This is a genomic window from Paenibacillus sp. FSL R5-0527, from assembly GCF_038008055.1.
Classification (GTDB): Bacteria; Bacillota; Bacilli; order Paenibacillales; family Paenibacillaceae; genus Fontibacillus; species Fontibacillus macerans.
Genome location: NZ_JBBOYI010000001.1, coordinates 6051145 through 6064347 on the forward strand (window position 1 = coordinate 6051145; position 13203 = coordinate 6064347).

Genomic DNA, 13203 nt, shown 5'->3' on the forward strand with positions numbered 1-13203 from the left:
TCAATACACTTGCTCTTTATAGAAAAAGCCGAAGGACAGCTCGCGCTCGGGGTCCTGTACGCGGCGGATCGCCTCGATCCAGGATTCGTCAAACTCATAGCCGTCCGGATCGCGGAAATAAGCCTCGATCGCCAGACGGTACGCGGAGATGACCGTCTCGTTATAGGCCGCCGGCTTCAGCAGCGTTTCGATCTTAAAGCTGGCGATGCCCGCCGCCATCAGCACATGCAGGTCCTCCAGAATGCAAATATCGTCCGAACTCATGATATGCGTACCGTTCCGGTCTTCATAGATCGGGAACTTCTCTTCCGGCCGTTCGGCTTCGATCAGGAACAACCCGCGCCGCAGGCCCAGGTCGCCGCCGGGTTCCACCGGGCGCCCCTGATGATTCATGTAGCTCTGCACCAGCCGGCGTTTGGAATGGTATATGTTTGTCATCCCGTGCACCTGCACCTCCGCTTCAATCTGCAGCGAAGGGGACATGCCCGTAATCTCGTCCATATTCAGCTCGCGCGCCAAAACGACGCGGGATGCGCCTTTGGACCCCCAATAATTGGCGGTCGCGTAATTCGTGGAAGTCATTTCCGCGTTCCAATGGAGCCCCAGCTCCGGCGCAACTTCGCGCACGGTTTGCAGCACCGCCGGATCGCCGAATTCCACCGCGTCGACGCCGCAATCGGCAAGGCGCTTCACATAATCGGGCAAATCCTCCAGCAGTTCGTTCGACATCAGGTTATTCACGCTTACGTAGATTTTGGCTCCCCGCTCATGTCCAAGGCGAACGGCCGCGGCAATTTCGTCCGGCGAGAAATCGCCGGGAAGCCGCATCCCGTATTTGGCTTCGCCAATGAGAGCCGCATCCGCCCCGGCCGCCAAATACCGCTCCAGTTCCTTCAGCGATCCCGCGGGAACGAGCAATTCCGGTTTTTTCGTCATACAGTTTACCACCTTATTTCTCGGCCATAGCCTTGCTAGTCTCGATGTTTTTCAAATGCTCCGCGTACGTTTTGGCAAACAGATGCTCGCCGCTTCCGTCTTTTTTCGTCACATAAAAAAGATATTCCGAAGCCGTCGGCGCCAGCGCCGCCTCGATTGATTTAAGGCTCGGGGCCGCGATCGGGCCGGGCGGCAGACCTTCGTAAAGATAAGTATTATAAGGGCTGTCCACGCTTCGCAAATCGGAATTCAGCAGCCGCTCCTTCGGCTTGTCCAGCACGTACTGCACCGTCGCGTCGATCTCCAGCTTCATGTGCTTGGCCAGCCGGTTATAGATGACGCCGGCCACCATACTTCGCTCCTTGTCAACCACGACTTCCCGCTCCACCAGCGAGGCCACCGTCATCAGTTCGTTCAGGGTAAGGCCCCGTTCCTTCAGTTTTTGCCGGAAATCCGGGATGCCGTCCAGCCTTTTCTCCGTCTCCTGGAGCATACGCAAGGCGATATCCCGCTCGGTGCTGCCTTTTTTGAGCTCATAGGTTTCCGGGAACAGATACCCCTCCAGCCGATAGGTTAATTTGTCGTTTTGCGGAATTTCCTTCAGCAGCTCGCTGTCCAGCCCGGAAGCGTCTCCGGCCAGCTTTAAGAACGCGCCCTTGTAGAGGACGCCCTCCTCGCTCAGCTTATCGGCCATCTGCTTAACCGTAAACCCTTCGGGGATCGTAAACCGGACCATCTCCGCTTTGACGATATCGCCGCTGTTCAGCCTGGCGATGATTTCGTCATACGTCGCTCCCGGCTTGAATTCATAAACGCCGGCTTGAAAACGGCTGCCTTCGGACTTCCATTTCAAGTAAGACCGGAATAATAATGAATTTTTAATAAGTCCCTGTTTCTCCAGCAAATCCGCAATTTCACCGGTGCCCGTTCCGGGCTCGATCGTTATTTTAACGGCCTGTTCCGACGCCTTGACAGGCTGCATGCCCGTATATACATAAGCGCCCGCAGCACCTGCCGCGGCCATCACGAGCACGATCAATATGCTCAGCCATTTTAGCGCCTTTTTCAATCGCTCAACCCCTTTACAGCCAAAAAGAGCGGTTGTTACCCCGCCCTTCCCAGACCGTTCTTATCCGCTTCGTGCTTAGAACCTGGTAATACGTTTATTCCGGGAACGTCAATTCGTCATAAAGCTCGGATACGTTCTCCCACTCATCGTCGTCGTCGATGGTAATGAGCTCCAAAGATCCGTCCGCCGCTTCCGCGATTTTAAAAATCTCCGGTTCATCGTCCCGGCCGGCATTTTCCGGCAGCAGAACGGCGTAGGACGCCCCCGCTACGTCAAACTCCCGTTCGACCTTGTAGTAGGACGCTTTGCCGGATTCATCCTCCAGCTCCACAACCGGGCCATAGGCGTCGCGCACGCGCGAAGACCAAACGACTTGATCCGCCGTGAACTCAGTCATGATCATCTTCTCCGTCGAACTCGTCGATCAGCGTGTTGAACGTCTCCTCCACGATTTCCCATTCTTCATCGCTTTCAATCGTGAACAGCTTCAGATCATCGCCGTCTTCCTCGTAACGGAATGCGTATACCTCTTCGCTCTCTTCATCCTCGTTCTGATCGGAATCCAGAGGAACGACCATCATATACTTATTGTCGGAACCGTCAACTTCGAATTTCATAATCACTTCGAATTCTTCTTCATTCCCCTCTTCATCGGGAATATAAATAATCTCCGGTTCTTCTTCATTGCCGATACGATCTTTAGACATGAGCGGGTCCTCCTCACATTTTACTCTTAGAGTCCAAATAATTTTGTAAAATCAAGCTGGCGGCCATTTTGTCCACGACCCCTTTGCGCTTCTTTCTGCTGACGTCCGCCTCGAGCAGCGTCCGCTGCGCCGAGACGGTCGTTAGCCGCTCATCCCAAAGATGAACGGGCAGATTCAGCCTGCTTTGCAGGTCGTCGGCAAAAGCCTTGCATATTTCTCCGCGGGGACCGATCGAGCCGTTCATGTTCTTGGGAAGCCCAACTACGATCTCTTCCACTTCATGCTGCTTCACCAGCTCCGCGATCCGGTCGAATTCTCCGCCTTCTTTGCGGCGTTCGATCACTTCCACGCCTTGGGCGGTCCAGCCGAAAGCATCGCTGACGGCCACCCCGATCCGGCGGTCCCCGTAATCCAGACCCATAATTCTCATGCGTTGCTCCTTTAAGTGCGAGTTCAAAAAAGCCGACTTTTCAGCACCGAAGCTTATGCTTCCGATAGGCGTTTTTTAAAAACGCTTTAGGTCGGATGAAGCTAGGGACGAAGGAGCGGAGCTGAACGTTTTCGGAGAAAACGGCTGCGGAAGCATAAGCTTGTGAACCTGCGTGAGCAACTGAAATGTTTCCGCAGGAAACATACTTCGGAAAGCACATGCCCCCACCCGGCTGAATTCAAAATTCGACGCCGAATCCGCTTCTTGTCCTGCTTCGTGATCAAAAGTCGGCATTTTGCCTCTTTAACGGTGGCCGGCCATGTAGTACCGGACCAACTCTTCAATCAATTCATCGCGCTCTTTCTTGCGCACCAAGCTTCGCGCATTGTTATGCCGCGGTATATACGCAGGGTCCCCCGACAGCAAGTAACCGACGATCTGGTTGACCGGGTTGTATTCTTTCTCCTGCAGGGCTTCGTATACCGTTAAAAGTATTTCCTGTGCCGACGCCTCTTGCTCATCGCCCTTGACGTTAAACTTGACGGTTTTATCCATGGAGTCCATGATGACACCTCGCTTCTTCAGACATCCCTATATGATCGCAGCCGGCTTCTACTTAGCCTAATCATACTATACCATATCATGGGTTCCATAAGGAAATTTTCGGCAGCCCCCGTCAAATTTTTATCGGCGGATTCAGCCTTGTGAAGCGATCAGTTGTTCCGCTAGCTTCAAGGCTTCGTCCAGCTTGCCGGCATCCTTGCCGCCGGCTTGGGCCATATCCGGCCGGCCGCCTCCCCCGCCGCCGCAAACCGCGGCGATTTCCTTGACGAGCTTGCCGGCGTGAAGTCCGCGTCCCACCGCTACCTTTGGCACGGCCACGACAAAATTCACCTTGTCATCCATCGGCGCTCCCAGCACGAGAACAGCGTCGGGAAGCTTGGCCTTCAGTTCGTCGGCCAGACCGCGCAGCGCCTCCATGCTGCCGGCTTGCACCTTGGCGGCGAGCAGGCGGGTTTCGCCTATGCTGACGACCTTGCTAGTCAACTCGCCGGCTTCGATCGCGCTGAGTTTGCTCTGCAGCGATTCGTTCTCCCGGCTCAATTCCTTCAGTTGCTGATACAGCCCTTCGATCCGTTTCGGCACATCGCTTACGTTTGCTTTAAGCAGGCCGGCCGCCTGGTTCAGCAGGTCCAGCTGCCCGTCCAGGAACAAGTAAGCGCCGCGTCCGGTCACCGCCTCGATCCGGCGTACGCCGGAACCGATGCCGCTTTCGCTGACGATCTTGAACAGGCCGATTTCGGCCGAGTTGTTCACGTGGCAGCCGCCGCACAGCTCCAGGCTGTAATCGCCGACCTTCACAACGCGGACGATATCGCCGTATTTCTCGCCGAACAGCGCCATGGCGCCCATCGCTTTCGCTTCATCGATCGGTTTGAGCAGCGTGCTGACCGGCAGCGCCTTCCAGATCTGCTCGTTGACGCGCCGTTCAATTTCAGCAAGCTCCTCCGGCGAAATGCTGCCAAGATGCGAGAAGTCGAAGCGCAGGCGCTGCGGCTCAACCAGCGAGCCGGCTTGATTGACATGCTCGCCCAGCGTTTCCTTCAAAGCTTTGTGCAGCAGGTGGGTGGCCGTATGGTTTTTGACCGTTTGGGCCCGCTGCTCCTTGTCGACCGCTGCGGTTACGCTCATGCCGACGCGCAGCTCCCCGGATTCCACCGTCACCTGATGCACATGCTGGCCGTGCGGCGCTTTGAACAAGCCCTCCACTTTGGCGCTGCCCGACTCGCCGCGGATGATCCCCTGGTCGCTCACCTGACCGCCGCTTTCGGCATAAAAAGGCGTGACTTCCAAAATGATCTGCCCCGTCTTGCCGGAGGCGAGCGTGTCGACGAACGTTTCGTCCGCGATAATAGCCACGATAGTGGTGTTTACTTCAAGCTCATTATATCCAACGAACTCCGTTTTAGTCGTAAAATCCGCCAACACGCCGCCCTGCACTTTCATGCTGCCGCTCTCGTGGCGGGCCTTCCGGGCCCGCTCGCGCTGCTCCTCCATCGCGGCTTCAAAGCCTTCGCGATCGACGCTAAGGCCTTGTTCGGCCGCGAAATCTTCAGTCAGGTCGAGCGGGAAGCCATAGGTATCGTACAGCTTAAACGCATCCGTCCCGCTGATGAGCGTGCGGCCGGCCGCTTTCGCTTCGCCACTGATCTCGGCCAAAATCGCCAGGCCGTCGCTGAGCGTTTCGTGGAAGCGCTCCTCTTCGTTATGGATAACTTTCTCAATAAACTCCCGTTTGGTCACGACGTCCGGGTAGTAGCTGCCCATAATTTCCCCTACGGTTTCCACCAGGCCGAACATAAACGGTTTGTCCAGTCCGATCAGCTTGCCGTAGCGCACGGCCCGGCGCAGCAAGCGGCGGATGACGTAACCGCGCCCTTCGTTGGACGGCAGCACGCCGTCGGCCACGGCGAAGGCAACCGTCCGGATGTGATCGGCGATCACTTTCATCGCGACGTCGCTGTCTTCGGCAGCCTTGTACTCTATCCCGGCCATTGCCGCCGTCTTGGCGATAATCGGCTGGAATAGATCCGTGTCGAAGTTGGAGTCCACATTTTGGAGGATCGATGCAAAGCGCTCCAGACCGGCTCCGGTATCGATGTTTTTGTTGGGCAGCGGCGTGTAGCTGCCGTCTTTGTTATGGTTGAATTGCGAGAATACGAGGTTCCACACTTCAAGGAAACGTTCGTTCTCGCCGCCCGGATACATTTCCGGATCGGACAGATCGCCGTAGGCGTCCCCGCGGTCGTAGAAAATTTCGGTACACGGTCCGCAAGGGCCTTCGCCGATATCCCAGAAGTTGTCCTCCAGCTTCACGATCCGCTCCGCCGGAATGCCGATCTTTTCGTTCCACAGCTTGTACGCTTCTTCATCCTCGGGGTAGACGGTTACCGACAGACGCTCCGGATCGAACCCGATCCACTGGGGACCGGTCAGGAATTCCCAGGCCCAGGTGATCGCCTCTTCCTTGAAATAGTCGCCGATGGAGAAATTGCCCAGCATCTCAAAAAACGTATGGTGCCGCCGCGTTTTGCCGACATTTTCGATATCGTTCGTGCGGATGCACTTTTGCGAATTGGCCAGGCGCGGATTTTCCGGCTTCACCCGGCCGTCAAAATATGGCTTGAGCGGGGCCATCCCGGCGTTGATCCATAGCAGCGACGGATCGTTATGCGGAACGAGCGAAGCGCTCGGTTCGATTTTGTGGCCTTTGCCGGCGAAAAACTCCAGCCACTTGGAACGGATTTCACTTGCTTTCATAGTTTTTAACCTCCTAGAGTTCATATACAAATAAAATTCGGCACCCTATTCCGGATGCACCGGCAAAAATAGCGGCGTTTTTGGGCGTTATTCCGGGGACTCGGCCAGTTCCTCGGAAGATAGCGGTAATTCTAGGCGTTATTCCGTCAGCACCTTAAGGAAACGTGCCCATTTGCTGCTCCCGCTCGAAAATAGCGCCAAAAAAGTCCTCTATTTACGGCTTGACCGGGGGAATCCGCGAAAATATGACCCCTTTTTTTCGCTATTTAGCTGAGCCTTGTAAAAGGCCTCGCGGAACAACAAAAAAACGCCCCTGAAATACAGGGACGATTGCATCGCGGTACCACCCTGGTTATCGCCTCCGCCGCCGTCCGATTCCGAAGACCGGCACGACACCGTATAGCGATCGCCTCATTGGTCCGGTAACGGGGACCTCGCCGGTGAATTTGGACTCACACTCCGAAATCAGCTTTCCGCCCGCGCGAGATTTCGGGTTCTCTCAGCCAACGCATTTCAAGGAGGGCTTTGCGCCCGGCCTAAAGCGAAGGAACCCTTCTCTGATAAATCCGCGATTCGAACGTACTCCATTTCATCAACGATTTAACTACTTTGAAAATAATATTTTTAGTATATAAGGCGAAAAACGCGCTGTCAATGCACCTTTACACTGGATGGCAACGATACGCCTAAACCGGGCGCACTTAGCGACGTTTAGCGGCGTTTAGCAGCACTTAGCGGTACTTAGCGGTACTTAGCGGTACTTAGCGGCATTTAGCGGCACTTAGCAGCGCTTAGCAGCACTTAGCAGCATTTAGAGTACTAGCGTTGCATTAAATCTGACAAGATACATTTTCTAGCCTCACCAATATTCTAACGGTTGCCACAAGCGTTATTTGTTCCAAAAACGTTGATTTCAAATTGTAACGGTTGCCATAGCGCTTATTTCACTGAAATCCGGCTATTTTGGCTTAGATCCAGGCAAATAACGACGCTTACAACCGTTAGAATTTAGAAAAGGGCTTTTTTCGGCAAATAGCCGCTGCTGCAACCGTTAAATTTCCGGGTAGCTTTTTTGGGAAATCTTTAGCAAAAGTTAATGCAACGCTAGTGCATTTAGCAGCATTTAGCGGCATTTAGCAGCATTTAACGGCACTTAGCGGAATCCGGTCAACTCCCGGGCCGCCGCAGCAGCCCCTTCACATGGCCTTGCGCCGCACGTAATAAGTGAAAAAATGCTGAATGATCACCTTCATTACGGCGAACAGCGGTACGGCCAAAATCAACCCCGGAACCCCGGCGACCTCCCCGCCGACCAGCAGGGCGAAAATGATCAGCATCGGATGCAAGTGCAGGCTGCGGCCGACCACCTGCGGCGAGATGACGTTGCTTTCGATCGTCTGGCAAAGCATGTTGACGAGCAGCACGAACAGCACCATTTTCCAGGATATCGTGGTAGCCATGACAAGCGCCGGGGCGGCGCCGAGAAAAGGCCCCAGATAAGGAATGATGTTGCAGACCGCCACAACTCCGGCGAGCAGCAGGGCGAACGGCATCCCGATCATCATGTACCCGATATAAGCCAGTACGCCGATAATAACGCAGACAAGCAGCTGCCCCCGAATGTAGTTGCCGAGCGCCTGGTCGATTTCCCTCAGCAGCGTGATGATCGATTTGCGGCCGGAGCGCGGAAGATATCGAAGCACAAGCCGTTCAATCAACTCGATGTCCTTCAGCATGTAGAAAATGAGAAAAGGAATGATAAACGCGTTAAAGACGACTCCGATCGTTGCCCCGATATTGTCCAAAAAACGCGAAATCGCGCTCGCCAGCCGGTTCTCGAACTGAAAAAACCAGTTGTTCATCCCCATGCGGACGCTGCCCGGCAACAGGCCGTTATCCCAGCGGTTCATCATCTGCTGCGTATGGATGGTCAACTCCGGCAAATGCTCTCCCAGCTCTTCCAACTGCTCCACGAACATCGGGATAACGTTCATCAAAATAACCGCAAGCGCGGTCAGAAACACCGCATAAATGAGCAGCACCGCGATCGTTCGCGGCACTTTGCGCCCGCCGAGCATGCGGACGACCGGATTCAGGACGTAGGAGATGATGATGGCGATCACGAACGGGGCGAGCACCGCTTTGAGAAAGCCGTAAACCAGCGCAAACATCGGGCGAAGCAGCCAAATGAAGTACAAAATCAACAGCCCGAGCAGCAGCCAAACCCCATAGCGGAATGCCTTGCTTTTGAAGATCGGTTCCATGCGCGATTCCTCCTTTGGCAATGGATTGGCTATAGTTCATTATTTGCCGGAGGAGGGAAAAATAATCGCAAGCGTTTTGGGCCATGGCTAATCCAAGGCTATTACATCTATACACCTACATCTATACATCTATACACCTATACATCTTCCATCTATCCATCTTCCATCTATCCATCTTCCATCTTCCATCTATCCAACTTCCATCTATCCAACTATACCATCTATGCCAACAGTGCCCGCTATGCCAACAATGCCCGCTATGCCAACAATGCCCGCTATGCCAACCATTCCAAATTCAGCGAAATGCAAAAGTGCAGTTCATTCTCACCCAAATGCTCCGAATATGGCTCACCAAAGGCAAAAATGCAGTTCATTCCCGGTTGAAAGCGTATTTTTTATCGAAAAGTCCTAAATCAGATGTAATTTTGCATTTCATTTGCTCAAAAGTGGAAGTTTATAGTGAGTTGAAATGCATTTTTGCATTTGATCCAGTAAGACGCCAATTCTTCTAGGCCGGATAGGGAACTCCCCTACCCGGCCTAGAAGAACTTATGGCCAATTACCGATACATGCAGCAGCCTATCAATTAACGGGCCATTAATGGGCCATCAATGGGCCATTAACGGGCCTAGCTTAGTTAGCGGTCCTTGTTCAACTCCTCGTAATGGCGCAGCGCGGCTTGAACAATCGGGTGGTCCACCCCAAGCCCCGTGTACTTCGCAAGGGTGCTCTCCGGCCCGGCCCCCCGCAGATAAGCCTGAAGCTCCTCTACTTCCGCGTCGTCCGGCGCGGTGAAGAACAGCGCCGCCGCCATCGTCCGCGCCAGGTAATCGTACCCGAGCCCGCGCTCATAAGCTTGCGCCGCCGGGGAGACGAGCCTGTCGCCGGGGGACAGCTTGCGGATCGGCGAGCGGCCGACGCGCGACACTTCATCCGTCAGCGCCGGATTGGCGAAGCGCTGCAGCGTCGTGTCGATGTAGGCCTGGTGCTCCGCCTCCGCAAACCCGTGCTTGGCTATAAGCAACGCTCCCGACTCGGCAAGCACCGAACGGACATGCCCGGCTACCTTTTCATCCTTCATCGCTTCCTGAATGGTTGCGTAACCTTGCAATTGGCCGATGTAGGCCGCCGAGCAGTGCCCCGTGTTTACGGTAAACAGCTTGCGTTCGATGTACGGCTCCAACCGGTCCACGTAATGTACGCCCGCGACCTTATGGAAGCCGGCGAACATTTGCGATTGATCCACCGCCCATTCGTAAAAAGGCTCGACAACAACTTGAAGCGGGTCTTCGTGCTGCTGCAGCGGAACGATCCGGTCCACCGCCGCGTCCGGGAAGGCGACCGTTTGATCCGCCCAGCGGCGCGTGTCCTCATCGAGCTGCGCATAGACGTGCGCCTTCAACTGGGAACTGCCGCCGATGGCGTTTTCGCAGGCGATGACGTGCAGCTTCGCCTCCGCGTTGCCCTGCTTGCGCAGCTTAAGGCCCGCCGCAATCGTTCCGGCAATATGCTTCAGTATCGATACGCCGACCGCCGTCGTCACCAGATCCGCTTCCGCAACCGCCCGCGCGGCTTCCTCCGGTTCGCTTACGCTGTTCAGCGCGGTGACGCCCGTAACCGTCAGCGTTTCGCGTTGTTCGCTGGCAAGGATGACGGGATACTCCCCGCGCCGTCTCAATTCGGAAACGACGCGGTCGTTTACGTCAATGAAGCAAACCTCGTACCCCGAACGGGACAGCAGCAGCCCGATGAATCCTCTCCCGATGTTGCCCGCGCCAAAATGGACCGCCTTCATCATTACACCCCCCCTTCGAGGATATCGGCAATTTCTTCTTCGGTCGCGGCGTTCATGATGCGTTCCAAGTTCGATTCCTCGGTGAAGATCATGGCCACGTTGGTCAGCACCTCCATATGGTCGCCGCCGGCCGCCGCGATACCGATCACGATAAACGCCGGCTCATCGCCGCCGAAATCGACGCCTTCCGGAAAACGCACGACCGACAGCCCCGTGGAGAAGATCAGATTTTTCGCTTCCTTGGTCCCGTGCGGGATAGCCAGGCCGCCGCCCATGTACGTAGAAACGATCTCTTCGCGCTCCAGCATTTTGTCGACATACTCCGGCGCGACATGGCCGGCGTCGACCAACAGTTTGCCGGCCATGCGGATGGCTTCGTATTTGTCTTTGGCTTTTCCGTTCAGGATAATTTTTTCTTTAGACAGCATTTTCATTTATTTTCTCTCCTTTTCCACTAATATCCTACCAATTTCCATCAATAGTTCTCAACATACTGCAGCAATTCCGCCGCCAAAAAGTCGCGGATATCCTCCTGCTCCCCGGTTTCGAGCAGTTCGATCAGCTCCGGCTTGAGCAGCAGGGCGCTGATTTCGCTAAGCACCTCCAGGGTTTCCTTCGGCAGCTCCCGCGGGGCCAGCATAAACAGGATGGCGCTTATCCGCGTATCCCCGTCCAGCACCACGGGCTCCGCCATCCGGAACAAAGCCAGCGAACGATAGTTCACAAACCGGGTGCGAGTATGGAATAGCGCAAGCGAAGTGCCGGGAATGACTTGGCTGGCCATTTTTTCGCGTTCCAGCAAGCGGTCGGCGACGGCCTCAATATCGGACATTGCGCTGACGCTTTCGCGCGTCTCCCGGTACCCTCCGGTTCCGGGAGAGACGGCGGCGCTCTCCGGAAAAGCAGCGTTTATCTCTTTGAGCGCCGCCAAAACCGTCTCGCGCAGGGAGCGACCCGCGTTATCCAGCGCTCCCACCACGAACTGGTCCAGCAGAAGGACGATTTCATCCATCATGGAGCTTAAGGTCCGCAGCCGGTCGTACGCCCTCGTTTTGGCCGAATCTTTGTGCGGAGCGTTTTTCCTCGCTTTGAGCGTCGTATTTTGCAAATAGTGGAGCAGCCGGTCGCTGTCCTCGTCCGTCAGCAAAGGACTTAGCCTAACGTACCGATCGGACGGAAGCGGCAGATCGATCGTGGAGATGATCAAATCGTAATCTTCCTCCGGCAAGCGTTTCGCTTCGTACCAGGACACGTTCCCCATCACTTCGATCTGCGGCATTTCCTTGGCCAGCCGCGTAGCCAGCAGCTTCGAGGAGCTGAGTCCGCTGGAGCAGACAAGAATGGCCCGCACATTCCGGCCCAGCTGATTCAACCGCTCTATCGACGCGCCGAAGTGCATGACCAGGAAGCCGATTTCCTCGTCGGGAACCTCCAGGTTCACGCCGCTTTCGTTCATCGCTTCCCGGACGATGTAGAACAGATCCTCGTAGTCCTTGCGGATCGCGCCCAGCAGCGGGTTGCGGATTCTCGCCCCTTCGCGGATCCGTTTGAACGCCGGACCCACATGCTCAAGCAGGCCGCTGCCGAGCAGCCGGTCCTCCTGAAACGGGATGCCGGTCCGCTTCACGACGTTGTCCGTCAGCCGGGACACGATGTCCACCAGCTCCATGTCCGCCTGCACCAGCTCCGGCGAAGCATCCCTGGCCTGATGGAACAGGCGCCCCATATATTGAACCTCATCCGGCGGAAACCGCAAATCCAGCTTTTCGCCCAAAAGTTTGGCAAAACGTTCCGTTTCGCCTTCTCCGGGCCGGTCATCGCTGCCTCCCGGAGATGACGCGGCCGAAGCGGTGCCGGAAACGCGGCGTCCCGCCCTGCTGCGGTTAACGGTTACGGACAGGTTGATCAGCAGCTGAGTATAGGCTTTTTCGGATAAATGCTCGGTCCAATCCCAGTTCATTTGCCACAGCGTATTTTCCACCGTCATCAAGTGCTGCGAGCCCGCCGCTTCCAGCAAATGGTCGATGGCCGCCGACCAGCGGCGTTCGGTTGAACCGCCGATCAGATCGGAGTAGTCCAAATGATCGGAGGCCAGTTGGCAAATGGCGGCCCTTTTGCCGATCTCCTCCCCGACGATTTCCACGCCGTATCCTCTCCGGCGAACCAGCTCAAGTCCAAACCGGCGAATCCACGGACCGACCTCATCAAGGTCGCTGCTTACGGTAGCCGCCGTAACTTTCAGATCGTGAGCCAGCGTAAACAGCTTGCATGGCTCAAGTTCATCCAGCAGACGGCAGATCAGCATAATTTTCCGCTCTTCGCCGGAATAATCGCCGGGGCTGCCCTCGAGCAGCAGCCGGCGCGCTTCCTCCAGGCGCTCCTGTTCGTCATTTCCCGGGGCATCGCTCCAAACGGAAATGCCCGTGCCGGATTTACGGTACAGCATGAGGCCGAAATAGGCGAGGCTTTTCTCGATTTCGTCCAATTCCCGGTGTACCGTCCTGACGCTGACCCCGATATCGGCGGCGATCTCGGCGGCGGTCATACCCGTTTTCCGCCCGAGCAGGAGCAGAAAGATCTGCTTTTGCCGGGCGGTCATTTTCCTCACTAGAACTCCCCCCCTCAGAAAAACAGACGCAAAACACCGGCGGATCAAACCGCCAGTGTTTTGCCCTAGTATC

General features: G+C 55.7%; 11 protein-coding genes. All 11 read right to left on the reverse strand.

Features of this window, described 5'->3' with window-relative positions; translation table 11 throughout:
* A complete protein-coding gene (locus tag NYE69_RS26840; protein ID WP_340928834.1) occupies positions 1-936 on the reverse strand; it encodes a peptidase U32 family protein in 936 nt (311 codons plus the stop codon).
* Positions 937-949: 13 nt separating this feature from the next.
* On the reverse strand, positions 950-2005 hold the full coding sequence (gene mltG / locus NYE69_RS26845) for an endolytic transglycosylase MltG (protein ID WP_340928836.1): 1056 nt from the start codon (positions 2003-2005) through the stop codon (positions 950-952).
* Between the two features lie 94 nt (positions 2006-2099).
* A complete protein-coding gene (locus NYE69_RS26850; protein ID WP_082207705.1) occupies positions 2100-2402 on the reverse strand; it encodes a DUF1292 domain-containing protein in 303 nt (100 codons plus the stop codon).
* Positions 2395-2712: a DUF1292 domain-containing protein gene (locus tag NYE69_RS26855; protein ID WP_036620682.1), complete on the reverse strand. Its 318-nt coding sequence runs from the start codon at positions 2710-2712 to the stop codon at positions 2395-2397. The genes NYE69_RS26850 and NYE69_RS26855 overlap by 8 nt, the downstream gene beginning before the upstream one ends.
* 13 nt (positions 2713-2725) lie before the next feature.
* On the reverse strand, positions 2726-3142 hold the full coding sequence (gene ruvX, locus NYE69_RS26860) for a Holliday junction resolvase RuvX (protein ID WP_328273189.1): 417 nt from the start codon (positions 3140-3142) through the stop codon (positions 2726-2728).
* 303 nt (positions 3143-3445) lie between these two features.
* On the reverse strand, positions 3446-3706 hold the full coding sequence (locus NYE69_RS26865; protein ID WP_328269806.1) for an IreB family regulatory phosphoprotein: 261 nt from the start codon (positions 3704-3706) through the stop codon (positions 3446-3448).
* A 132-nt stretch (positions 3707-3838) separates the two neighbouring features.
* Positions 3839-6463: an alanine--tRNA ligase gene (alaS, locus tag NYE69_RS26870; RefSeq protein WP_328269807.1), complete on the reverse strand. Its 2625-nt coding sequence runs from the start codon at positions 6461-6463 to the stop codon at positions 3839-3841.
* A gap of 1196 nt (positions 6464-7659) precedes the next feature.
* Entirely contained in the window at positions 7660-8727 is a 1068-nt protein-coding gene (locus NYE69_RS26875) for an AI-2E family transporter (protein WP_328269808.1), read from the reverse strand.
* Between the two features lie 637 nt (positions 8728-9364).
* Positions 9365-10522 carry a mannitol-1-phosphate 5-dehydrogenase gene (locus tag NYE69_RS26880; RefSeq protein WP_340930547.1) on the reverse strand — a complete coding sequence of 386 codons (1158 nt, stop codon included), beginning with the start codon at positions 10520-10522 and terminating at the stop codon, positions 9365-9367.
* Between the two features lie 2 nt (positions 10523-10524).
* Positions 10525-10956: a PTS sugar transporter subunit IIA gene (locus NYE69_RS26885; protein WP_328273208.1), complete on the reverse strand. Its 432-nt coding sequence runs from the start codon at positions 10954-10956 to the stop codon at positions 10525-10527.
* Positions 10957-10997: 41 nt separating this feature from the next.
* Entirely contained in the window at positions 10998-13121 is a 2124-nt protein-coding gene (locus NYE69_RS26890; protein ID WP_328273209.1) for a BglG family transcription antiterminator, read from the reverse strand.
* Positions 13122-13203: the final 82 nt, after the last annotated feature.

Excerpts from the sequence above, each read along its gene's own strand:
- NYE69_RS26840 (WP_340928834.1), bottom strand. The coding sequence starts at position 936 with ATGACGAAAAAACCGGAATTGCTCGTTCCCGCGGGATCGCTGAAGGAA.
- NYE69_RS26850 (WP_082207705.1), bottom strand. The coding sequence starts at position 2,402 with ATGACTGAGTTCACGGCGGATCAAGTCGTTTGGTCTTCGCGCGTGCGC.
- NYE69_RS26855 (WP_036620682.1), bottom strand. The coding sequence starts at position 2,712 with ATGTCTAAAGATCGTATCGGCAATGAAGAAGAACCGGAGATTATTTAT.
- ruvX (WP_328273189.1), bottom strand. The coding sequence starts at position 3,142 with ATGAGAATTATGGGTCTGGATTACGGGGACCGCCGGATCGGGGTGGCC.
- NYE69_RS26865 (WP_328269806.1), bottom strand. The coding sequence starts at position 3,706 with ATGGACTCCATGGATAAAACCGTCAAGTTTAACGTCAAGGGCGATGAG.
- alaS (WP_328269807.1), bottom strand. The coding sequence starts at position 6,463 with ATGAAAGCAAGTGAAATCCGTTCCAAGTGGCTGGAGTTTTTCGCCGGC.
- NYE69_RS26875 (WP_328269808.1), bottom strand. The coding sequence starts at position 8,727 with ATGGAACCGATCTTCAAAAGCAAGGCATTCCGCTATGGGGTTTGGCTG.
- NYE69_RS26880 (WP_340930547.1), bottom strand. The coding sequence starts at position 10,522 with ATGAAGGCGGTCCATTTTGGCGCGGGCAACATCGGGAGAGGATTCATC.
- NYE69_RS26885 (WP_328273208.1), bottom strand. The coding sequence starts at position 10,956 with ATGAAAATGCTGTCTAAAGAAAAAATTATCCTGAACGGAAAAGCCAAA.
- NYE69_RS26890 (WP_328273209.1), bottom strand. The coding sequence starts at position 13,121 with ATGACCGCCCGGCAAAAGCAGATCTTTCTGCTCCTGCTCGGGCGGAAA.